Source organism: Variovorax sp. GW821-FHT09D05 (genome assembly GCF_059416325.1).
In genome coordinates this window covers 503,417-525,563 of sequence record NZ_JBWKOZ010000001.1, presented here as the reverse complement: position 1 = coordinate 525,563, position 22,147 = coordinate 503,417, and the positions used below count along the sequence as shown (strand labels likewise).

Sequence of the window (22,147 nt, the reverse complement as noted above, 5' to 3'; positions counted from 1 at the left end):
GCCACGCTACCAACGCGCACGCACACCAGCAGACCCTTGCAGCGACGACTTTGCCCGCGTGTCGCCACCCAACGCGTAGAGGCGGCCGATCTCGCCGTAGACACTGGTGGCCTGCGAAAGCGACAGGGTGAAGCCACCCGCCAGTTCAGCACTGCGATAGGCGGTGGCGCTTGCGATGCGCGTGACGGCCGCCGCGTTGATGAACTGCGCGACGTCGGTGCCCGCGCTGGCGCTGTAGAGGTTCAGGCGTGCATAGGGCTGCAGCAGGCCGGCGGCCGTCGCAACTTCACCGCGCACGCGTACGCCAAGGCGGCCTAGCCAACCGCCACCGGTTTGCTGCGACACATTGGCACCGGAGAGAACTGCGTCGTCGAGCTTCAGCTTCTGATAGACGACCTGGGCCTGCGGCTCGATGCGCCAGCCCGGAGCGAGCCCGAAGGCCTGTCCGACCTCCAGCGACGCCAGCAGGCTGCGGCCCTTGCCCCAACTGGCCTGGTTGCCCGTCGCTTCAACGCCGTAGCGGTGGCTGCCGCCCTGCAGGACGGCGTCGGCATAGCGATCGTTCTCATCGTCCTTCCACGTGGCGTAGGCCGCCAGGTAGCGCGAGCGCAGGTCGTTGCTGCCCACAGTGCCCTGCACGCCACGCGCAAAGCCTTGCACGCCGACGCGGCCTTCGAGCTGGCCGACGTACACACCGGCGCGCCATGCCGAGCCCGTTGGCGCATACAGGTCCACACCGGTCTGGAAGCCGCGCAGGCGCCCGTCGCTTGAGGGCGCGACCGTGCCCTGCTGGCGCAGGTCGATGTCGGCGTACACCAGCCGGCCCCATGCGGCACGCTGGCCCTGCGGCGCACTTTCATTCGACGCGACACCATCGCCATCGCCCATGCGCCGGTGCAGGTTGCCCAGCATCCCCAGATCGGCCCGCCGAAGTTGCGACGGCAGCGCGGCGAACAGGGGAACCTCGGCGCGGTAGGTTGGCAAGGTCGCGGTGGCCGGGCCTGTCGGACTCGCGGTCGCCGGCGCGGTCGAGCGCAGGTACCAGTTCTCGCCGGCCCCTGAGGCGTCCGCGCTGTAGAGGCGGTACTCGTAGGCGCCGGCGTCCACATGGCCGCCAGCCAAGGAGAAGCCATTCTTCGTGGTCTGCGCCGTGGTCGTCGCTCCATTGATGGCGCTCACGAGCATGATGCCGTCGCCCGTCGTCAATGCGCCGAGGCCGCCTGCATTGCTCACTTGCAGCGTGGTGGTGCCACTCACGGTGCCTGCGTTGATGACGATGCGATCAGTCAGTGAGCCGGAGTCCCCGAGGGCAGTGCGCATGCCCACGATGCCGCCCTGCCCCACCCAGTTGCCGTTGACGGTGAGCGTCTGCGGCACGAAGCCTGAGCCCGCAGAGCCCGGCGGCTGGAAGTCGATTCGCCCCGCGAGCGTCACGCTGCTCAGCGACGAGCTGCCTGTCATCGTCCAGCGGCTCGTGGCATCGACGGTGAGGTCCACCGGATCGATGCTGCCCGCGAGGCTGGAACCGTTCAACAGGCGCATGTCGACGACGCTGGTGGTGTCCGTCACGACGTTGCCGCTCAGCGTGCTGCGATCGGCGGTGAAAGTGAGGCTGCTGCCGTTTAGTGCCTGCAGCAGGTTGCCGGAGCTGCTGGCGGTGGCGCTCGTGTTCTTCAATGTGAGCACCGCGCCAGTGGCTGCATCGACGCGCACGAGGTCGCCCGATGCGCTTGTGATTGCAAAGCCGTCGAAGCTTGCCGTCTGGCCCGAGCCCGAGAGAAAGCCCAGCGCACTGCCAGCGGCGGTGATGGAGCCGGTGCCGGTGGCGCTGATCGAAGGGCTGCTGGCGAGCATCGCGGCGCCGTAGCTGCTGGCGTCGGTGGTGGTGATCGCGAGCGAGCCCGTCGCGTTGATCGCGCCGCCGCCGGTGACCAGCAGGCCCGCGGCGTACGACTCCTGCGTGCCGCTTGGCGTGTTCGCCTGAGTGACGCCGGTGGCCTGGATCGTCACTGGGCCCGCCAGGTTCACCTGCGAGCCGGCATCGCGCACCGAGATGCCGATGCTGTTGATGCCGCTCGAATGGATCGTGGTGCTCGACGATGCGGCGGCCGTTGCCACGCCGCCCGTGACCGCACGGATGCCCGACCCGTTGAGGCCCGAGTTGTTCAGGCTTGCCGTGCCCGTGTAGGTGATGGTTCCGGCGCTGGTGATCTTGAGCGCCGAGGCCTGCTGGCCGCTCACGCTCAGGTTCAGGCTGCCGTTGAGTTGCGCAGTGCCGCCAAGATCGGTCGCGATCGCATCGGACCTCGAATCGCCTGCCGCGCTGATGACCATCGCACCGTTCGACACGAGGCTCGCCCCCGTAGTCATGCGAATGCCGGGAGAGTACGAAGCCCCGGCTCCCATGGTGATGCTGGTGTCGCCGTTCAGGATGACGCGGGTGTTCGCCAGCTCCGCGTAGATGCCGTAGTTGCTGGCCCCGTTGGACAGCGTGATCGACAACGGCCCGTTCACGGTGACGGTGCCCCCGCTCGCCGCGCGCAGGCCGCGAATGCCCGTGCTTGCGCCGGGGCGGTCCAGCGTCAGGCCACCGAGCAGGTTGATCTGCGAGCCGGTGCCAGTCGCGTACACGCCGTTGATGCCGCTCTGGGACATCGTCATGGTGATGAGGCCCGCGGCATTGACGATGCCGCCGCCCGATGCGCCCAGTGCTGATTGGCCTCCGGGCACGCCACTGCTGCCGTAGCTGCCGGCCGCGCTGCACACGGAGCCCGCCGTGGCCTGCAGTCTCACGCCCGAAGTGCTGGTGCAGGCCGCCGTCGCATTGCTGCCCAGCCACAGCAGCAATGCGACGGAAAGGCATGTGCGGGGAAGGACGCCAGGGGCGAAGAAGTGCGGGTGCTTCAAAGACGGCTCCAGATCCACGCCACGACTATGGCGTGACAGATTGCAACTCTAAATTAGAACCAATGTTTTCAATTGTGAACAAATCCGCGTTTGGAGCCTTTCTTCGGGTAGATCAGCAAGCCCTGGCATCTTTTTGAATATGCGCAAAGTCGGCTAAGTACCGGCCCCGCGAAGCGCGCAAACTCCCGCGCATGGAAAGCCGTCGAACCGAGCAGGACTACCGGGCCCGCGTGGCGCGCGCGGTCGCGGCCATCGTCGCGGACCCGATGGCCGATCACCGGCTCGAAGACCTCGCGCGGCTCGCGCACTTCTCGCCCTTTCACTTCCACCGCGTCTACGCAAGCGTGGCCGGCGAAACGGTGGCCGCCACGGTCCGCCGCGTGCGGCTGGCGCTCGCCACCCGCCTGCTGGAAGCCGGCACCCAGAGCGTCACGCAGGTCGCGCTGGCCGTGGGCTACGAAAGCCCGCAAGCCTTCACGCGCGCCTTCGGCCAGTTCACCGGACAGTCGCCGCGCGCATTCCAGCAGCAGATGTCGCGGGCGATCCTCGACGTCGATGCGCTGCCGCGTTCCGGTGAGAACAACGAAGGCGCTGCACCGGCCGTGCGGATCGTCGAGTGCCCGGCGCAGCGGCTGCACGCGCTGCGGCACCAGGGGTCATTCGCGACCATTCCCCATACCCATCGGCGGCTGCGCCTGCAGGCCGGTGGGCGAGTCATCTCGGACCGGTGGGGCGCCTCGTTCAACGAACCCGAAGACTCGGCCAGCTTCAGGTACTACGCCGCCGTCGCATCGCCCGACCCTTGGCCGGAAGACGCCGAGGTCCAGATGCTCGACATTCCCGGTGGCTGCTACGCCGTGCACCGCCTGGCCGGCCCGTACTCCCAGATCAACGCGGCCGTGCGCGCCCTCTATGTCCGGTGGCTGCCGGCCAGCGGCTACGAGCCGGACGACCGGCCCACGCTGGAGCACTACCTGAACTCGTCCCGCAAGGTCTCGCCGTCCGAACTGCGCACCGATCTGCTGATTCCCATCCGCCGCGCGAGCGCTTCGTGACCTTGTCGCAGGTGCTGGCTTTCCTCAGACAACACCTTGGACCACACCGCGCTTATCGGCAAGGCACGTGAGGCCATTGCTTGATGGTCTCGCAGCACGTCCCTACACTCGTCCGGATGGCCCCCTCGTCCGTGTACCGCAAACACCCTGCACGCGCAGCCCTGCCCCAGGCAGCGGCAGGCCGTCGCGCGGATGTTGTCGCCGCGGCGACTACGGCGGTCTTGCGACACACCTGCGCACTTTCCTGAGCCCGGCGGTCCGCTACCTTCCTTCTTGATGCGCGAACCATTGACCGCCGGGCACCCGCCGCGCGGCAGCGACTTCGCCCTTCTCCTGTACAGGGCAGGTCGCATTCAACTGGAGTGCTTCATGCTTGCAACCATTCACGGGGAGCGCACGCTCACCGAACTCGACTTCGTCCGTCTCGGCAAACTGCAGGACCAGCAGCTTCCGCCCGCGCTCACCGAGCTTCTCGACGCAGCGGACGTGCTGCCCTCGCGCGAGGTCCCTCCGGACATCGTGACGATGAATTCCCAGGTGGAGGTGGAAGACCCTGCCACGCACCAACGGCAGAAGATCACCCTCTGCTACCCCGGCGACGCGCAGCCGGGTGAGGGCTTCGTCTCGGTGCTGTCACCCGTAGGTATCGGCCTGCTGGGAGTGAGAACAGGCACGCTCGCACGCTGGCAGATGCCCAACGGCGCGGAAGGCGCGGCGCGCGTGGTCGCTGTGCTGTTCCAGCCCGAGGCCAACGGCGAATACACGCGTTGACGATGCCCGTGCCTCCAGGCCGGTCGATCAGTGCTTCATGACGACGCTGGTGCGGTCCTTTGCGCTGTCGATGGTCGCGCTCACAGCGCTCGTGTTGACGGCCAGGGCCACCAGGATGGAGCCGACGAAAGCCGGGTCGGCGGCTCCGGCGAAGTTCGAGGCCCCTGCGATGGCCAGGGCCTGCTGCACCTGCTGGCGGGTCAGTTCCGCTGCCGCTTCTCCAACGACGTTCTTCCTGGTTGCCATCTGAAAGCTCCTCGGAGTGAAGGCTCGACTGTAGCTGCCGGGTGGGCCACGCCCGCATGCCCATGACTTTCGGCACTGGTGCACCGGACACGCGGAATGTATGTTCGCGCGGTCGCCAGCGGCGCGTCGAATCGGGAGGTCGAACAGGCCATGGCAATTCCATCTTCGGTCTTGATCAAGCGACGTCCGCACCGGGCATCTCATTCTTTTCACCTGACAGATCGGACATGGCTTTTTCCAAACTCTCTCTCGCAAGTGCACTCGCGGGCCTGCTGGCCCTTTCAGGCTGCCAGACCATGGACATGCAAATGGGCAGCCAGTCGGCCAAGACCGTGGCCACCGGCAGCGCCGCAGGCAGCGCAACCTCCGGCGAAAGCAGCCAGCTCGAGCGCTGCGATTCGCCGCTCGGCACGGTCTCGCTGATCGAGAACGTCAATGCCGGCTGGTACACCATCCTCACCGGCGAATACAAGCTGCCTCCCACTGCCAACCTGCTGCGCCTGCTGGTGCAGCAATCGAACTGCTTCGTGGTGGTCGAGCGTGGTGCAGCCGGCATGAACGCCATGACGCGCGAGCGCGCGCTGATGCAGTCGGGCGAGATGCGCGGCGGCAGCAACTTCGGGCGCGGCCAGATGGTGGCGTCCGACTACGGCCTGTCGCCCGAGATCGTCTTCAGCAACAGCGACGCCGGCGGCCTGGGTGGCGCTCTTGGCGGCCTGGTGGGTGGCGGCCGCGGCCGCGCCATCGCCCAACTGGGCGCGAGCATGCAGACCAAGGAAGCCAGCGCGCTGCTGACCCTGATCGACAACCGCTCGGGCGTGCAGGTTGCAGCCGCCGAAGGCAGCGCCTCCAAGACCGACTTCGCGGGCTTTGCGGGCCTGGGCGGCCTTTCCGCCGCGGGCGGCATTGGCGGCTACACGCGCACGCCGCAGGGCAAGGTGATTGCCGCGGCCTTCATGGACGCGTTCAACCAGATGGTCCGCTCGCTGCGCAACTACAAGGCGCAGACGGTGCGCGGCCAGGGCCTCGGCGGTGGCGGCCGCCTGGGCGTGGACGGCGGTGCGGCGCCCTCGCAAACCTCGGCGCCGGGAGCAGCAAAGCAGCAGCGCCGCAGCAGCAAGCAGGCGCAGTAGCGCACATCGCCGGCCGGCCCGCCTCGTTCAGAGGTAGCGCGTTTCGGCCGGCGGCTCGAACCAGTTGTTGTTGCGCCCGTCCATGTACCGGACGGGTGCCGCCGACAGCTCTTGCGGCGTGACGTCGTCCAGGCAGCTCACGTTCACGCTGACATAGGCACCACCGATCTCGGGCACATTGCCACGCCCGAACGACCGGATGCCGCAGTGCCTGCAGAACAGGTGCTCGGTGCTGTGCGTGTTGAACTGGTACAGCGACAAGTCTTCTTCTCCCGACAGCAGCGTGAAGGCCTCCGGCTTCACGATCGCGCCCCATGCGCGGGCCTTGGTGCAGATCGAGCAATTGCATTTGCCCGTGCCCTCGGCGAGATCGATCAGGGCCTGGAAGCGAACCTTGCCGCAATGGCAGCTGCCGTTGTATGTCTTCTTCATGGGTCTGTGTCCCGGGGTTGAGATGAAAGCCAAGGCTACGACCCATTGCGGACAGATTCTGTCCTCGATCGCGGGCATCATGCGCACATGCTGTCTGCCTCTGCACGCCTGATCCGGCTTCTTTCGTTGTTCCAGGCACAACGCTCCTGGACGGGCGCCGAACTCGCCGCCCGGCTCGAAATCACCGAGCGCACCTTGCGCCGCGACGTGGACCGCCTGCGCAGCCTCGGCTACACGGTCGACTCCACCTCCGGCGTGGCAGGCGGCTACCGGCTGGGCGCGGGCACTGCCCTGCCCCCGCTGCTGCTGGAGGACGAAGAAGCCATCGCCGTCGCGCTCGGCCTGGGCAACCCGGTCGGCGCCGCGGGCGACATCGAGAACGCCTCGATGCGCGCGCTGGCCAAGCTCGAACAGTTGATGCCGCCGCGCCTGCGCCGCCGGCTCGACAGCGTGCGCGCGTCGGTGGTGCCGGTGCTGCGCGGCAAGTCGCCGGTGCGCCTGAAGGCCGTGTCCTTTCTTGCCGAGGCGTGCACCGACCGGCTCGAACTGCGCTTCGGCTACCGCGACCACCACGACGCCGTCACCGAACGCACGGTGGAGCCGCACCGCGTGGTGCAGACCGGGCAGCGCTGGTACCTGCTCGCCTGGGACACGACGCGGCAGGACTGGCGCACCTTCCGCCTCGACCGCATCGTCGAACCCGCGCCCACCGGCGCGCGATTCACGCCGCGCCGACTGCCCCACGGCGACGTCGCGGCCTACATGGAACACGCGCTGCAGGTGTCGCCCTATATGCACCATGCGCAGGTCGTGGTGCATGCATCTGCCAAGGCGCTCGAGCCGTACCTCGGCTGGGTCAGTGGCACGCCGCAGGCCATCGACGAAGGCTCTACGCGCATCGCCACCGGCGCCAATTCGCTCGACGCGCTGGCCGTCTGGCTTGGCTGCCTGCCGCATGACTTCGAGGTCGAGTCGCCGAAGGAACTGGTCGAGCACCTGGCGCTCGTGGCCGCCCGGCTCGGCAAGGCGGCACGCAAGCCACGGAAAGCGGTGGGCCGCCTCCCCCGTATATAGGATGGGCGGCACGTGGGCCGCCCTCTACTCTTTGCGCCATCCAGCAGCAACCCAGAGCCTTCTCCATGCGCCTCGCCCCCACGTCCTGCATGAGCGCATACAGCCTACCCGGGCCGGCGCGAGCATGACCGCAGAAACACAGGTTGCCCTCGTCGAAGACGACACCGGCATGCGCGAGCGCATCTCGCGCGTGGTCGATGCCGACCCGTCGCTGAGCCTGGCCTACAGCGCCTCCAACGCCGCCGACATCCTCGGCTGGCTGGTCGACAACCCCATCGACGTGCTGCTGGTCGACCTCGGCCTGCCCGACCGCCCCGGGCTGCAGGTGATCAGCCAGTGCCGCAATATGCAGCCGGCCTGCGCGGTGATGGTGCTGTCGATCTTCGGCGACGAGGCCAACATGGTCCAGGCCTTCGAAGCCGGCGCCAGCGGCTACCTGCTGAAGGACGGCACCGAGGCCGACCTCGCCACCCACATCCGCCACCTGCGCGCCGGCGGCTCGCCGATGTCGCCGGTGATCGCGCGCAAGCTGCTGCGGCGCTGGCAGGCTCATTCGGGCGGAGCCCCGCGGCAACAGCAACCGGCAGCCGCCAAGCCCGCCAGCACCGCGCCGAGCGCTTCGGCGATCGCTCCCGAACGCCTGTCGCCGCGCGAGTTCGAGGTGCTCGACCTGGTCTCTCGTGGTTTCACCTATGTCGAAGTCGGAACGCAGATGGGAGTCTCGGCGTCGACGGTCCAAACCCATATCCGCAATATCTACGGCAAGCTGGATGTGCACAACAAATCGGAAGCGGTGTTCGAGGCGCGCAACCTCGGTTGGCTTCCCTAGTGTGGCCGGCGGCATTCATCGCCAGCTCTTTGCGGCGCTGCTGTGCCTGTGGCTTGCGCTGGCGGGCGTCCACGCCCATGCCGCCGGGACGCCCGGCTCCACCATCGACATAAGCTCGGCCGAGGCCACGCTCGAACCTGATGGCCTGCCTGCACAGAGGCGCTGGGTGCAGCTGCCCTTTCGCTGGGACCACGAATTTCCCGGCCTCGGGGGCAAGGCGACCTACCGCATCGACCTGCCTGCCGCCGCAGTGCCGGGCGATGAACCCGCGGCCCTGCTGATGTCGGGCGCGGGCAACCAGGTGGCGATCTCGTTCAACGACGCGCTGGTGGCCAGTTTCGGCACGCTGGGCGTGCCGAAGCACGACGCGACCAAGAGCAACCTGCTGGTTCCGGTCCCGGCCGTGCTGCACCGGACGGGCCAGCCGCAGTCGCTGGTCGTGCGCACGACCATCCAGCGCCAGCGCGGCGCGGGGCTGGCCAGCGTCCAGTACGGCACCGAGGCCTCGCTCGCGGTGCTCTATCGCGACCGGCAAAGCTGGCGCAACACCTCGGCCATCGTGTATGCCGTCAGCCTGCTGCTGATGGGCGGCATTGCCGGCGGCCTGTGGCTGCGCCAGCGCGATGCGCTCTACGGCTGCTTCGCGCTGGCCGCGCTATCGGGCGTGGCGCGCAACCTCGACCGCGTGTGGCCCGACGTGCCGATTCCTTGGCCGCTGTGGGGCGCCGTGGTGGCGGTCTGCTATGCCTGCCACATCGGGCTGATCGCGCGCTTCGTGCTGCTGGTGCTCGAGCGCAATCCGCCGTGGCTGGTGCGCTCGATCCACGCCGCACTCGCGCTGTCGGTCACGCTGGCCTGCGCCTCTTTCGCCTTTGCGCGGCCTTCGCTGTGGACCGCCGGCCTGGTCGTCCTGCAGCTGACCAGCATCGTCTGCCTGCCCTACGTGGTGTACGGCGCGCTGGTGGATCGGCGGCGCATCGCGGGCGTGCTGATGGCGGCGGGCACGCTGGCCATCCTGGCCGGCGCGCACGATCTGCTGCTGGTGCGCATGGGTCTCTTCGGCGGCGCCTACTTCACGCTGACGGCGCACGCGATGTTCTTCTTCGTGATGATCCTGGCCGGCCTCGTGGTCGAGCGCTACAGCCGCACCGTGGCCGACTACCGCGCGCTCAACACCAACCTCGCGGCCCGCGTGGCGGAGCGCGAAGATCAGTTGCGCAGCGCCTTCGAAACCGTGCGCCAGCAGAATCAGGAACAGGCCGTGCTGCTGGAGCGCCAGCGCATCATGCGGGAGATCCACGACGGCGTGGGCTCGCAGCTCGTGGGCCTGCTCAACGTGGTGACGCAGGCCAAGCCGGACCGCGCCGTGATCGAGGAGCACGTGAAGCTCGCGCTCGACGAAATGCGCATGGCCGTCGATTCGCTGCAGCCCACGCACGACGACCTGCCGACCGTGCTGGCCACCCTGCGCTACCGCCTGCAGCCGCGGCTCGACGCAGCCGGCATCGAGCTGGTGTGGGACGTGGAAGTCATTCCGCCGCTGGAGCCCTTCGCCGCACGGGCGGCCCTGCAGTTGCAGCGCATCCTGCTCGAAGCCTTCACCAACGTGCTGAAGCACGCGACGGCCACGCGCATCGTGATGCATGCGAGCTGGCATGGCGACGAGACTCCGACGCTGGTGCGCATCGTGCTCACGGACAACGGACGCGGCCTGCCGACGGCGCCCCCCGGTGGTGGGCACAGGGGACACGGCATCGCGAACATGCATGCGCGAGCCCAGTCCATCGGCGCGCGGCTGCAGATCGAAACGGTGGACCCAGCAACCGGGGGAGCACGCATGCAGCTCGACTGGCCCTGCGCACGGGCCTGAGGGGCTTATTTCAGCGCAGCGCGAACGCCAGCGTCACCGCCCCCAGCGCCAGCAGGCCAAGGCCGGCGATGAAGACCATCTCGCCCCAGGCTTCGAGCCGCGCACCCGATCTGCGGGCGCGCATCGAGATGAAAGACAGCAGCGCGCTGGCCAGGAAGACCAGCGCGTCGACGGCCAGCAGGCGATCGATCAGCAGCCGCATGTCGTCGCGCGGCCCGAGGTGCCCGATCGACATCACGGTCATGCACACGCCGATCATGGTGGCCGACGTGGGCAGGATGTGCGCCGAGAGGCCGCCGGCCGGCGAGCGTTCGTGGATCACTTCCAGCTGAAGCTTGCCTGGCGGCTTCATCGGGCCGTCGTCCCTTCGATCAGCCGATGCGAACCGGCACGAAGATCTTGTCTTCGCCGCGCTGGATCAAGAGCGCCACCGACTTGTTGCTGGCCTTGGCCACCACCTCGCGCACCTGCTCCACGCTCTGTGCCGGCGTGCCGTTGATGGCCAGCAGCACGTCGCCCGCCTGCACCCCGGCCTGCGCCGAGGGACCGGCCGCGTCTTCGATCAGCAGCCCGTTCTCGACAGCGGCCTCGCGCTTTTCCTGCGGCTGCAGCGGACGCAGCGCCAGGCCCAGCTTGCCCTGCCCCACGTCGGCATCGGCCTTCGCGACCTTGGCGGGCTTCTCGCTCGCGTCGCCGAGCTTGGCCTGCAGCTCCTGGCGTTCGCCCTGGCGCCACACCTCGAGCGTGACCTTCTTGCCCGGGGCCTGCTGGCCGATCACCGCGGGCAGGTCGCCCGAGGACACGATGGCCTGGCCGTCGACCTTGCGGATCACGTCGCCCGCCTTCAGGCCCGCCTTGTCGCCGGGGCCGCCCTTCTCGATGTTCGAGACCAGCGCGCCTTCGGGCTTGTCGAGCTTGAACGAATCGGCAAAGGCCTGGTTCACTTCCTGCACCGCCACGCCGAGCCGGCCGTGCGTGGCCTTGCCGGTCGCGACGATCTGGTCCTTCACCTGGATCGCCACGTCGATCGGAATGGCGAACGACACGCCCTGGTAGCCGCCGCTGCGGCTGTAGATCTGCGAGTTGATGCCGACCACTTCGCCACGCGTGTTGAGCAGCGGCCCGCCGGAGTTGCCGGGGTTCACGGCCACGTCGGTCTGGATGAAGGGCACGTAGCTGTCGTCGGGCAGCGAGCGGCCCTTGGCGCTCACCACGCCGGCCGTCACGGTGTTCTCGAAGCCGAAGGGCGAGCCGATGGCCAGCACCCATTCGCCGACCTTCAGGTCCTTGGTGTTGCCGAGCGCGAGCACGGGCAGGTTCTTGGCGTCGATCTTGAGCACCGCAATGTCGGTCTTGGCGTCGGCGCCGAGCACCTTCGCGCGGAATTCGCGGCGGTCGGTCAGCTTGACGGTGACTTCCTTCGCGTCCTTCACGACGTGGGCATTGGTGATGATGATGCCGCTGGGGTCGACGATGAAGCCCGAGCCCTGCGCACGCACCGGCACTTCGCGCTGCTGCTGTTGCTGGCCGCGCGGATTGATCTGGCCCTGGAAGCGGCGGAAGAACTGGAACATCGGGTCATCGGGGTCGATGCCCTGGATCTCGGCGGCTGCCTCGTCGTCGGAGGCCTTCATGGTGCCGGTCACGCTGATGTTGACCACGGCCGGGCCGTCGCGCGAGGTGATGGTCGAGAAGTCGGGCAGCGTGACCATGGCCGCGGGCGCCACGGCGGTGGCATTGGTAGTCGGCGTGCCCACGGCACGGGCGCTGGTGTAGGCACCGGCACCAACGGCACCGATCACGCCCGCGCTCGCCAGTGCAATCACCAGGGCGCGGGGCGAAGTCAGACGGGAGTTCATTTGTCGGTTCCTTTCAGGGCGCTTGGGCGCCAAAACGATGAAAGGAATGTCGTCGGTCTGACTTAAGCGCCGCTTAAACGCCCCGGCCCGCGGGAAAGCGCACCAGCACGCGCAGGCCGCCGAGGCTGGGCGACTGGTCGAGCGCCACCGTCGCCCCGTGCAGGTCGGCAATCGACTTGACGATGGCCAAGCCCAGGCCGCTGCCGGGCGCCTGCGTTTCGCCCGAGCGATAGAAACGGTCGAGCACGCGCTCGCGTTCGTCGGGCGGCAGGCCCGGCCCGCTGTCGTCCACGGTGAGCTCGGCCGCGTCGCCCTGGCGGGTGATGCCGATGTCGACCCGGCCCTCGATGGGCGTGTACTTGATCGCGTTCTCGAGCAGGTTGCGCAGCAGCATTCGCAAGGCCTCTGACTGGCCGTTGACCACGGCCGCATCGGCATGGGCGATGCCGATGTCGATGCCACGCGCCTGCGCTGCCGCCACGGCATCGGACACCGCGAGCCGCGCAACCTCGGACAGATCGACCGGCTCGGGCTTGGCACCGGCCGCCATGCTGGCCTCGTGCCGGGCCAGCGCGAGCATCTGCTCGACGAGCCGCGTGGCACGGTCGATTCCCGCCACCAGACGGCTCACGGCGAGGTCTCGCGACGCATCGTCGGGCGCGCGCTGCAGGCCTTGCACCTGCAGTTTCAGCGCAGCCAGCGGTGAGCGCAGTTCGTGCGCGGCATCGGCGACGAAGTGCTTCTGCGCATCGAAGGCATGGCGCACGCGGTCGAACAGCAGGTTCAGCTCCTGCACCAGCGGACGTACTTCCTCGGGCAGGTTCTCTTCGCTCACCGGCGACAGGTCGTCTGCCTGACGCGACGCTACCTGCTTGCGCACGCGCGCCACGGGGGCGAGAGACCGGCTCACGACCCACCACACGACCAGCATCAGCAGCGGCGCCATCAGCGCCACCGGCGCAATGGTGCGCAAGGCCAGCGTGCCGGCCATGTGGCGCCGCGCCGCCATGTCCTGCGCCACCTGGATCACCAGCCCGCGCGTCTGCATCGAGAACACGCGGTAGGTGGTGCCGCGCGCGTGCACGTCGGCAAATCCCAGCACCGCTAGCTGCGGCAGCGCGGCCTCTTCGGCGGATTCGAAGATGCGCACGCCTTCGGCTGTCCACACCTGCACGACGAAATCGAAATTCTGTTCGCCGGTGCCGATGCCGCCTACCGCCGCACTCGGCGGTAGGCCTGCGCGCAACGAAAGCGCCATCTGCTGCATGTGGTAGTCGAAGATGTCGTCGGCCTCGGCGAGCACCGTGCGGTAGGCCACCAGCGCCTGCGCCCCCGCGGCGAGCACGATGGCCGCCAGCAGGAACCAAAGCAGCCGTGCACGCAGCGATCCGGTCAGCGCCCTCCTCATACCTTCGGCACCATGTAGCCGACGCCTCGCACGTTGCGGATCAATTCGGCGCCGAGCTTCTTGCGCAGGCCGTGCACATAGACCTCGACCGCGTTGCTGCTGATCTCGTCCTTCCAGCTGTAGAGCTTTTCCTCGAGCTGGGCACGCGACAGCACCATGCCGGGCCGCGCGAGCAGGGGCTCCAGCACGGCCCATTCACGCGCCGACAGCACCACCGGCTGGCCGGCCACGGTGACTTCGCGCGTGGCCGGGTTGATGCTCACGCCCATGTGCTCGTACACCGGCTCGGCGCGCCCGGCCGCGCGGCGCAACAGGGCGCGGATGCGGGCCAGCAGTTCGTCGAGGTCGTAGGGCTTGAGCACGTAGTCGTCGGCGCCTGCATCGAGGCCTTCGATGCGCTGCTGCACCGAGTCGCGCGCGGTGGCGATCAGCACCGGCATCCGCTGCTTGCGTGCGCGCAGGTTGCGCAGCACCTCGAGGCCGTCGCGCCGCGGCACGCCGAGGTCGAGCATCACGAGATCGTATTGCTGCGTGCGCAGGGCCGATTCGGCGGCTTCGCCGTCTTTTACCCAGTCCACCGCGTACTGTTCGGCGCGCAGCAGGTCGAGTACAGCCTCGCCGATCATCACGTCGTCTTCTAGAAGGAGGAGTCGCATGGTTGTGTCCGTTTCGGGGGTTCGAGGCGCGGGCCACGGCCAAAGTTCAGATCAGAGCAACGAGCGGACTTCGCGTGCGGCCTCGAAGAGCAGTGGCAGCATGTCCCGCTGCAGGGTCTCTTCCTGATAGCGCGTACCCGACAGCACCACATTGAGCGCGGCCACCGTGTGGCCCTGCATGTCGCGCAGCGGCACCGCCAGCGCCTGCACGCCGAGCTCGTGCTCCTCGCTGGCAAAACAATAGTCGTCCTTGCGCGCGCGGGCAATCAGCTGCCGCAGGCCGCGTGCCTGCGTCACTGTGTTGGGCGTGAGCCGCGCAAGGTGACGGCCCTTGAGCCATTGCGTGAACTGGGTCGGCGCCAGCGCCGCCAGCAGGACACGGCCGGTGGAGGTGGCATGCGCAGGTAGCCGTGCACCGAGGTGCAGGCCATAGGCCAGCACGCGCGTTGGCGTGCCGTAGCTGCCGCTGCGCGCGACGATGACCACCTCTTCCCCGTCGAGCACCACCGCCGAGAACGACTCGCCGGTCTGCGCAGCGAGCCGGTTCAGCGTGGGCTGCAACGCGCGCGGCAGGCGCGACGATGCGAGATAGCTGCCCGAGAAGCGCAGCACCTTCGGCGCCATCCAGAAATAGCTGCCGTCGGTTTCCAGATAGCCCAGGTGAGCCAGCGTCAGCAGATGCCGGCGGGCCGCTGCGCGCGTGAGGCCCGCACGCTCGGCGGCCAGCGTGGCGTTGAGGCGCTGGCGCTCGGTGTCGAAGCTTTCGAGCACCGCCATCCCCTTGGCGATGCCCTCGATGAAGTCGGCTTTGGCGATGGTCATGCGTCGGTGGTTCGTCGTCCGGTCGAAGTGTTGCGCGATCATCGCGCACGCGTTCGCATGATCGCACAGAGCCTCGCGAGCCACCGCCACAGACGCCCGCATGCGGCCTACGCTCCACGAAACCCTCTCGGAGACACGAACATGCGCACCCAGGTCGCGATCATCGGCGCCGGCCCCGCCGGCCTACTGCTCGGGCAGCTTCTGCACAAGGCTGGCATCGACAACGTCATCGTCGAACGCCAGAGCGGCGACTATGTGCTGGGCCGCATCCGCGCCGGCGTGCTGGAACAGGTCACGATGGACCTGCTGGCGCGTGCCGGCGTCGACGCCCGTGCCAAGGCCGAAGGGCTGCCGCACGAGGGCATCGAGCTGCTGTTCAAGGGGGCACGCCACCGCATCGACATGCACGGCCTCACGGGCGGCAAGCAGGTCACGGTGTACGGCCAGACCGAAGTGACGCGCGACCTGATGGAAGCGCGCACGGCCGAGGGGCTCACCACCATCTACAGCGCGGCGAATGTCAGCCTGCATGACTTCGATTCGGGCAAGCCGCGCGTGCGGTACGAGAAAGACGGCCAGACGCACGAGATCGAATGCGACTTCATCGCCGGCTGCGACGGCTACCACGGCGTGAGCCGCGCGAGCGTGCCGGCCGATGCGATCCACACCTACGAGAAGGTCTACCCCTTCGGCTGGCTCGGCGTGCTGGCCGACGTGCCGCCGGTGTCGCACGAGCTGATCTACGCCAATACCGAACGCGGCTTCGCGCTGTGCAGCATGCGCAGCGCCACGCGCAGCCGCTACTACGTGCAGGTGCCCACCGAAGAGCGCGTGGAGAACTGGAGCGACGAGGCCTTCTGGAACGAACTGCGCGCGCGCCTCGACCCCGAAGCGCGCGAACGGCTGGTGACGGGGGCCTCGCTCGAAAAGAGCATTGCACCGCTGCGCAGCTTCGTCGCCGAGCCGATGCGCTTCGGCTCGCTGTTCCTGGCTGGCGATGCGGCGCACATCGTGCCGCCGACGGGCGCCAAGGGGCTGAACCTGGCGACTGCCGACGTGGGCTATCTCTCGCGCGCTTTCGAGATCTTCTACAGCGAGAAATCAGCCTCGGCGCTGGACCGCTACTCCGACCTCTGCCTGCGCCGCGTCTGGAAGGCCGAGCGCTTCTCGTGGTGGTTCACCTCGCTGATGCACCAATTTCCGGAAACGGGCGCCTTCGGCCAGAAGATCCAGGAGGCCGAACTCGACTACCTGGTGCATTCGACCGCTGCCTCCACCGCGCTGGCGGAGAACTACGTCGGCCTGCCGCTGGAAGACTTCTAGGCGGCCGCCGAAACGGTACGCCCTTCGAGCGTGGCCTTCATGGCCGCACCGCCCTGCTCCATCATCGGCCCGATGTACGCCGCCATGGCGTCGGGCAGCACGTCGGTGATCCAGACGAAGCGCGAACGGCCCGCACCTTCCTCGAACACCTGCGCCGTTGCGTGGTGATGCGTGGCCTGTCCGCCGGTGACGGTGTAGGCCAACCGGCGATGAGCGTCGTCGATGCCTACCAGCACCTCGCGCGCGACAAGCCCGTTGGCGAAGGTGAGGATGCGGGCACCCTCGGCGTCGATCGTGCAGCCGGTGAGAAAGCCCGGCGCGAGCCGCGTATGCACCGCGCTGAAGTCGCGCAGCGCATCCCACACATGGGCTGCATCAGCTTCGACGATGAATTCCTTGTAGACCGTGGCCATGGCAAACCTCGCTTCAGGGGCAGACAGCTTCGACGTTGTTGCCGTCGGGATCGATGAGAAAGGCCGCGTAGTAGGTCGGGCTGTAGTCCGGCCGCGGGCCCGCGCCGCCGTTGTCGGTGCCGCCTGCTTTCAGGCCAGCCTTGTGAAAGGCGGCCACGGCCTCGTGGTTCGGCGCGCGGAAGGCGATGTGGGTGCCGGGCCCTTTCGCGCCCTTGGCCGCGTAGAGCCACAGTGCGGGCTCGTCAGCCGGGCCGATGCCCGCATAGCTGTCGTCATGCGGGCCCGGCACATGGCCGAGCGGCGCGAGCGCGGCCTCGTAGAAGCGGCGGCTCGCGGCGAGGTCTTTGACTTTCAGTTCGATGTGGTCGTACATGATGGCTTCCTGCTCGATGGATGGATCAGGCGGTCATCATGGAAGAGCGCGGCAATGCGGTCTTGGAAAATCTTGCGGTCGCCCTGTGCCGCCTTGCGGAAGCTGCCCGGCGATACACCAGCGGCGCGGTGAAAGGTGCGCACGAAATTGCTGAGGTCGGCAAAGCCCACGTCGAGCGCGACCTCGGTCACGGGCCGGCTGTCGTCGTCGGCCAGCAGGCGCGCGGCATGCCGGAGGCGCGAGCGCACGAGGTACTGGTGCGGCGTGACGCCCAGCACCTGCGAGAACAGCCGCAGGAAATGGAAGGAGCTCAGGCCAGCCTCGGCAGCCGCGCCGTCGAGGCCTATGTCGTGCTGCGAGTGGGCGTCGATCCACATCGCGGCATCGACCGCGCGGCGGCGATCACGTGCCACAGCGACGGGCGCGGTCTTGGGCTTGGTCTGATCGGACACGACTTCGACGAAACGGCTCGCGAACCACATGCCCAGTTCATCCAGGCCCACGTCGCTCTGGCCATCGGCCGCGGCCTGCGCGAGCTCGCCGATGACCACGAGCTCGGCCAAGGGTGGCAAGCCGCCGGTGCGCCAGGTCTTCCGGTCGCCGCCGATCAGGTCGACAAAACCCGGCGAAAGGTGAAAGGCCAGGCACTCGTCGCCGCACACGTGGTGATCGTGCGTGCAGACGTACTCATCGCCCGGGCAACCGACCAACACCGAACCGGCGACCAGCTCGTAGGCATGGCCGCGCGTGCGGTAGCCGAAGCTGCCCTTGCGCACATACGAGACCGAATAGCCCTCGTGCAGCTCGGTGAAGGGCTGCGCGTCGGGGCCCGCGTCGCAGCGGTAGCTGGAGACGCGGATCGGGTCGGTCTGCAGTTCGGTGGTGACGAGCATGGCCGGCGCCTTTCTGTCCCACGGAAACGATTGCTCAATCGACCGTTTGCATGGCCTGCCAGACGCGTGCAGGGCTCAGCGGCATGTGCAGGCGCGGAGCGCGCGTGGCCAGGCCGTTGCGCGCGAAGGCGTCGGCCACCGCATTCACGATGGCCGGTGTGGCGCCGATGGTGCCGAGCTCGCCCACGCCCTTCACGCCCAGCGGGTTGTTCTTGCATGGCGTCGATTCGTCCATCTCCATGTTGAACATGGTGTCGACGATGTCGGCGCGCGGGGCCGCGTAGTCCATCAGGCTGCCGGTGACGGGCTGGCCGGTTTCGTGGTCGTACACCACCTGCTCGTACAGCGCCTGCCCGATGCCCTGCACCGCACCGCCTTCGAGCTGGCCGCGCACGATCATCGGGTTGATGACGCGGCCCACGTCGTTGACCGAGCTGTAGGCCACCACGCTGATTTCGCCGGTGGGCGGATCGATCTCGATCTCGCAGATGTGGCAGCCGTTGGGCCAGGTCGGGCCGGCCACGGTGCTGGTGGAGTCGACGAAGATTTCGCGCTCGGGCTGCTTGGCGGCGAGCGCGAAGAGGTCGAGTTCGAGGTCAGTGCCAGCCACGTTGAAGACGCCGCGGCTGTACACGATGTCGTCGATGGAAGCTTCGAACTCCTGCGCGGCCAGTTCGCGCGCCTTGTCGATGGTGCGCTCGGCGCCGATGCGCACGGCCGAGCCGCCGGTGAACAGCGAGCGCGAGCCGGCGCTGCCGAAGCCGTCGCCGCGATCGGTGTCGCCAAGCACCACGCGCACCTTCTCGATGGGCACGCCGAAGGCATCGACGGCCAACTGGGCCAGCGAGGTGGCAATGCCCTGCCCCATGGCATTGACGGCGGAGAACACCTCGATCACGCCATCTGCCTGCACCGAGACCGTGACGCGCTCTTCGAACACGTTGCCGCCGGTCCATTCGAGGAACGTGGCAATGCCCAGGCCGCGGTGCTTGCCCTTGCTGGCCGACTCGGCCGCGCGGGTCTCGAAGCCCTGCCAGTCGGCGAGCGTCAGCGCCTGGTCCATCACCGACTCGAAGTTGCCGGTGTCGTAGGTCTGCGCCATCGGGTTCTTGTACGGCATCTGCTCGGGGCGGATGAAATTGCGGCGGCGCAGCACGATGCGGTCGATGCCGGTCTGGCGCGCGGCCTCGTCCATCAGCCGCTCGATGGTGAAGATGGCCTCAGGGCGGCCAGCGCCGCGGTAGGCGCCGGTGGGCGCGGTGTTGGTGAGCACCGCCTTGAAATGGAAGTCGATGGTCTGGATGTCGTAGACGCTGGTCTGCACCCAGGGGCCGATCAGCAGCTGGATCGCGACGCCGGTGCCGGTGGCGTACGCGCCCACGTTGGCAAGGGTCTTGATGCGCAGGGCCAGGATCTTGCCGCTGGCGTCGAGTGCCATTTCGGCACGCGCCTCGATGTCGCGGCCGTGTGCGCTCGAGAGAAATTCCTCGCTGCGGTCGGCCACCCACTTCACCGGCCGGCTGACTTGCAGCGCGGCGAAGGCGACGGCGATGTCTTCGGGATAAGCGCCGGTCTTCATGCCGAAGCCTCCGCCGACGTCGCCCACCACCACGCGCACCTTTTCCTTGGCAAGGCCGATGGCGGCGCAGACGGAATCGCGAACGCCGGAGGGCATCTGCGTGCTCATGCGGATCATGAGGCGGCCGGTTTCGCCGTCGCGCACCGCGAGCACGGAGCGCGGCTCGATCGTGAGGGCGACCACGCGCTGGTTGTTCACGTCGAGCGCAACCACATGGCTGGCCTTGGCGAAGGCGGCGATCGCGGCCTCGCTGCTGCCGTGGCGCATTTCGGCGGCGACGTTGCCGGAGGCTTCTTCACACAACTGCGGCGCGCCATCGGCGGTGGCGCTTGCGAGATCGACCACCATGGGCAGGTCTTCGTAGTCGACCACGATGGCTTCGGCCGCATCGCGGGCCTGCTGCACCGTGTCGGCCACCACGGCGGCCACTGCCTCGCCGACGAAGCGCGTGCGCTCATGCGCGATGGCGTAGCGCGGCGGGCTGGCGCTGTCGCTGCCGTCTGCGCGCTTGAAGCCCGCGGCGCCCGGCATGGGCTTGACGCCGGCCTGGGCCATTTCCGCGCCCGTGATCACGCGCAGCACGCCGGGCATGGCGGCGGCGGCACTGGTGTCGATCGAGACAATACGTGCGTGCGGGTAGGAGGATCGGAGGAAAACGAGATGCGCCTGATCGGGGAGCGTGACGTCGTCGGTGTAGCGGCCGGCGCCTGACAGCAGGCTTTCGTCTTCGAGGCGGCGCACCGCCTGGCCGCTGCCGAAGCGCGTGGGATTGGGTTCAGTGGTCAACGTACGTGGTCCTCTTGTGCTCATCCCCGGCGTATGTGCGGGCCTGCCTGATTTGCGTGGGTCTGCGAATGCAAGCTGCGCACTATAGGGTTTCCGGCGGGTTTTGTGGTGCCGTGGCGTGTGAGCCGAACCCTTGTGGCGGTGTCGGCTGTGTGCGATTTTCGCCCAACTGGAGTGGAATTTGCGAAGCCGTGTATACCTACGCCCATGCGACAACTGCCCTGGCTCGAACCTGGAGATGCCCTGCCCGATCCTGCATCGGCCTGGGGTATGGCCGACCCCGTACCCGGCCTGCTGGCGGCCGGTGGCGCACTCGATGTCGATACTTTGATGCAGGCTTATGGCAACTGCGTCTTTCCTTGGTTCAGCGAGGACCAGCCGATCCTCTGGTGGAGCCCGGACCCTCGCATGGTGCTGCAGGTGGCGCAGTTCAAGCTGCATCGCTCGCTTCGCAAGACCCTGACGCGCTTTGCACAGACGTCGGGTTGCGAGGTGCGCATCGACCACGATTTCGCGGCCGTCATCAAGGCTTGTTCGGGCTCTCCGCGCGTGGGCCAGTCAGGCACGTGGATCGTGCCGGACATGGTGCAGGCCTATACGAATTTGCACCGCGCCGGCCATGCCCACAGTGTCGAAACCTGGATCGACGGCGAACTCGCGGGCGGGCTTTACTGCGTTTCGCTGGGCCGCGCGGTGTTCGGCGAGTCGATGTTCACCCGCCGGCCGGACGCTTCGAAGATTGCGCTGGCCGCGCTGGTGTCACTGTGCCGGCATTCCGGCGTGCAGATGATCGACTGCCAGCAGAACACCGCCCACCTCGCAAGCCTCGGCGCCCACGAGATGGCGCGCAAACGCTTCGTCGCGCACGTGGCCAGGGCGCGACAACAAGAGGGCCCACGGTGGCGATTCGACCCCGTATACTGGTCCGAACTCCTTTCCGCGCGACCTCTTTCCCCGACGTGACGCACCTCAAGGACCTCCCGCTTCACACGCTGCAGTTCTACGCGACGGCGCCCTACCCCTGCAGCTATCTGCCGGACCGGCAGGCCCGCTCGCAAGTGGCCACGCCCAGCCACCTGATCCACAACGACGCTTATTCCGACCTGGTGCTCAGTGGGTTCCGGCGCAGCGGCATGTTCACCTACCGGCCCTATTGCGACGGCTGCCGCGCGTGCATCCCGCTGCGCGTGCTGGCCAACGACTTCCGTCCCACGCGAAGCCAGCGGCGTGCGGTGAAGCAGCATGCCGACCTGCAGGCGCGCGTGCTCAAGCTGTGCTTCATGCCCGAGCACTACCAGCTCTACCTGCGCTACCAGAACGGCCGCCACGCAGGCGGTGGCATGGACCACGACAGCATCGACCAGTACACGCAGTTCCTGCTGCAGAGCCGGGTCAACTCGCGGCTGGTGGAGTTCCGCGAAACGCTGCCCGACGGCAGTGCCGGTGCACTCAAGATGGTGTCGATCCTCGATGTACTGAACGACGGCATCTCGGCCGTCTACACCTTCTACGAACCCGAGACCAGCGCGGGCTACGGCACCTACAGCGTGCTGTGGCAGATCGAACAGGCCCGCAAGCTGGGCCTGCCGCACGTCTACCTCGGGTACTGGATCGAGCACAGCCCGAAGATGAACTACAAGGCGCGCTTCTCCCCGCACGAAGTGTTGGTAGACGGACATTGGCAGGCGCCGGGTAATTTCACAAGGTAAAATGGCGCC

At 67.9% G+C, this 22,147-nt stretch carries 21 protein-coding genes; 9 read left to right on the top strand and 12 right to left on the bottom strand.

From position 1 onward, the window contains the following. Positions 1-6 precede the first annotated feature (6 nt). Positions 7-2,907, bottom strand: coding sequence for an autotransporter family protein (locus tag AC07O3_RS02480; protein WP_495338494.1), 2,901 nt, complete (start codon positions 2,905-2,907; stop codon positions 7-9). Between the two features lie 191 nt (positions 2,908-3,098). On the opposite strand from AC07O3_RS02480, the gene AC07O3_RS02475 reads away from it, so the two are divergent. Then, entirely contained in the window at positions 3,099-3,962 is an 864-nt protein-coding gene (locus tag AC07O3_RS02475; RefSeq protein ID WP_495338493.1) for an AraC family transcriptional regulator, read from the top strand. A 369-nt stretch (positions 3,963-4,331) separates the two neighbouring features. Further along, positions 4,332-4,733, top strand: coding sequence for a GreA/GreB family elongation factor (locus AC07O3_RS02470; RefSeq protein WP_093074847.1), 402 nt, complete (start codon positions 4,332-4,334; stop codon positions 4,731-4,733). 27 nt (positions 4,734-4,760) lie between these two features. Here the strand turns inward: AC07O3_RS02470 and AC07O3_RS02465 are convergent, their stop codons facing one another. Further along, complete coding sequence (locus AC07O3_RS02465) at positions 4,761-4,979, bottom strand: hypothetical protein (RefSeq protein ID WP_093074850.1); 219 nt, start codon at positions 4,977-4,979, stop codon at positions 4,761-4,763. A 227-nt stretch (positions 4,980-5,206) separates the two neighbouring features. On the opposite strand from AC07O3_RS02465, the gene AC07O3_RS02460 reads away from it, so the two are divergent. Then, positions 5,207-6,112 carry a CsgG/HfaB family protein gene (locus AC07O3_RS02460; RefSeq protein WP_093054475.1) on the top strand — a complete coding sequence of 302 codons (906 nt, stop codon included), beginning with the start codon at positions 5,207-5,209 and terminating at the stop codon, positions 6,110-6,112. A gap of 27 nt (positions 6,113-6,139) precedes the next feature. Here the strand turns inward: AC07O3_RS02460 and AC07O3_RS02455 are convergent, their stop codons facing one another. Then, on the bottom strand, positions 6,140-6,544 hold the full coding sequence (locus AC07O3_RS02455; RefSeq protein ID WP_093054473.1) for a GFA family protein: 405 nt from the start codon (positions 6,542-6,544) through the stop codon (positions 6,140-6,142). A gap of 87 nt (positions 6,545-6,631) precedes the next feature. Here AC07O3_RS02455 and AC07O3_RS02450 point away from each other — a divergent pair, with 87 nt between their 5' ends. From AC07O3_RS02450 to AC07O3_RS02440, 3 genes are all read left to right on the top strand, one after another. Further along, positions 6,632-7,618, top strand: coding sequence for a helix-turn-helix transcriptional regulator (locus AC07O3_RS02450; RefSeq protein WP_495338492.1), 987 nt, complete (start codon positions 6,632-6,634; stop codon positions 7,616-7,618). 124 nt (positions 7,619-7,742) lie between these two features. Continuing rightward, on the top strand, positions 7,743-8,447 hold the full coding sequence (locus tag AC07O3_RS02445) for a response regulator transcription factor (RefSeq protein WP_093074856.1): 705 nt from the start codon (positions 7,743-7,745) through the stop codon (positions 8,445-8,447). Position 8,448: 1 nt separating this feature from the next. Then, positions 8,449-10,317: a sensor histidine kinase gene (locus tag AC07O3_RS02440; protein WP_495338491.1), complete on the top strand. Its 1,869-nt coding sequence runs from the start codon at positions 8,449-8,451 to the stop codon at positions 10,315-10,317. Between the two features lie 10 nt (positions 10,318-10,327). On the opposite strand, the gene AC07O3_RS02435 is transcribed toward AC07O3_RS02440, so the two are convergent. The 5 genes from AC07O3_RS02435 to AC07O3_RS02415 all read right to left on the bottom strand — a co-directional run bounded on the left by AC07O3_RS02435 (position 10,328) and on the right by AC07O3_RS02415 (position 15,062). Beyond that, a complete protein-coding gene (locus tag AC07O3_RS02435; protein WP_093054465.1) occupies positions 10,328-10,669 on the bottom strand; it encodes a hypothetical protein in 342 nt (113 codons plus the stop codon). Positions 10,670-10,688: 19 nt separating this feature from the next. Then, a complete protein-coding gene (locus AC07O3_RS02430; RefSeq protein ID WP_093074861.1) occupies positions 10,689-12,176 on the bottom strand; it encodes a DegQ family serine endoprotease in 1,488 nt (495 codons plus the stop codon). A gap of 73 nt (positions 12,177-12,249) precedes the next feature. Next, on the bottom strand, positions 12,250-13,584 hold the full coding sequence (locus tag AC07O3_RS02425) for an ATP-binding protein (protein ID WP_354336019.1): 1,335 nt from the start codon (positions 13,582-13,584) through the stop codon (positions 12,250-12,252). Then, entirely contained in the window at positions 13,581-14,240 is a 660-nt protein-coding gene (locus tag AC07O3_RS02420) for a response regulator (protein ID WP_093054459.1), read from the bottom strand. The genes AC07O3_RS02425 and AC07O3_RS02420 overlap by 4 nt, the downstream gene beginning before the upstream one ends. 51 nt (positions 14,241-14,291) lie before the next feature. Continuing rightward, complete coding sequence (locus AC07O3_RS02415; protein ID WP_093054457.1) at positions 14,292-15,062, bottom strand: IclR family transcriptional regulator domain-containing protein; 771 nt, start codon at positions 15,060-15,062, stop codon at positions 14,292-14,294. A 141-nt stretch (positions 15,063-15,203) separates the two neighbouring features. Here AC07O3_RS02415 and pobA point away from each other — a divergent pair, with 141 nt between their 5' ends. After that, a complete protein-coding gene (pobA, locus tag AC07O3_RS02410) occupies positions 15,204-16,385 on the top strand; it encodes a 4-hydroxybenzoate 3-monooxygenase (RefSeq protein ID WP_495338490.1) in 1,182 nt (393 codons plus the stop codon). Here pobA and AC07O3_RS02405 read toward each other — a convergent pair. From AC07O3_RS02405 to AC07O3_RS02390, 4 genes are read right to left on the bottom strand one after another with little or no spacing between them, the layout of a single operon-like run. After that, a complete protein-coding gene (locus tag AC07O3_RS02405) occupies positions 16,382-16,798 on the bottom strand; it encodes an SRPBCC family protein (RefSeq protein ID WP_495338489.1) in 417 nt (138 codons plus the stop codon). The genes pobA and AC07O3_RS02405 overlap by 4 nt on opposite strands. A gap of 13 nt (positions 16,799-16,811) precedes the next feature. Continuing rightward, on the bottom strand, positions 16,812-17,171 hold the full coding sequence (locus AC07O3_RS02400) for a VOC family protein (protein WP_495338488.1): 360 nt from the start codon (positions 17,169-17,171) through the stop codon (positions 16,812-16,814). Then, positions 17,150-18,064, bottom strand: coding sequence for an AraC family transcriptional regulator (locus AC07O3_RS02395; RefSeq protein WP_495338487.1), 915 nt, complete (start codon positions 18,062-18,064; stop codon positions 17,150-17,152). Before AC07O3_RS02395 ends, AC07O3_RS02400 begins: the two co-directional genes overlap by 22 nt. 34 nt (positions 18,065-18,098) lie before the next feature. Further along, a complete protein-coding gene (locus AC07O3_RS02390; protein WP_093054442.1) occupies positions 18,099-20,429 on the bottom strand; it encodes a xanthine dehydrogenase family protein molybdopterin-binding subunit in 2,331 nt (776 codons plus the stop codon). A gap of 207 nt (positions 20,430-20,636) precedes the next feature. Between AC07O3_RS02390 and aat the strand changes: the two genes are divergently transcribed. Both aat and AC07O3_RS02380 read left to right on the top strand, forming a co-directional pair. After that, positions 20,637-21,392: a leucyl/phenylalanyl-tRNA--protein transferase gene (gene aat, locus AC07O3_RS02385; RefSeq protein ID WP_495338486.1), complete on the top strand. Its 756-nt coding sequence runs from the start codon at positions 20,637-20,639 to the stop codon at positions 21,390-21,392. Then, positions 21,389-22,138 (top strand): arginyltransferase, encoded by a 750-nt coding sequence (locus AC07O3_RS02380; RefSeq protein WP_093074879.1) that lies wholly within the window; start codon positions 21,389-21,391, stop codon positions 22,136-22,138. Before aat ends, AC07O3_RS02380 begins: the two co-directional genes overlap by 4 nt. Positions 22,139-22,147: the final 9 nt, after the last annotated feature.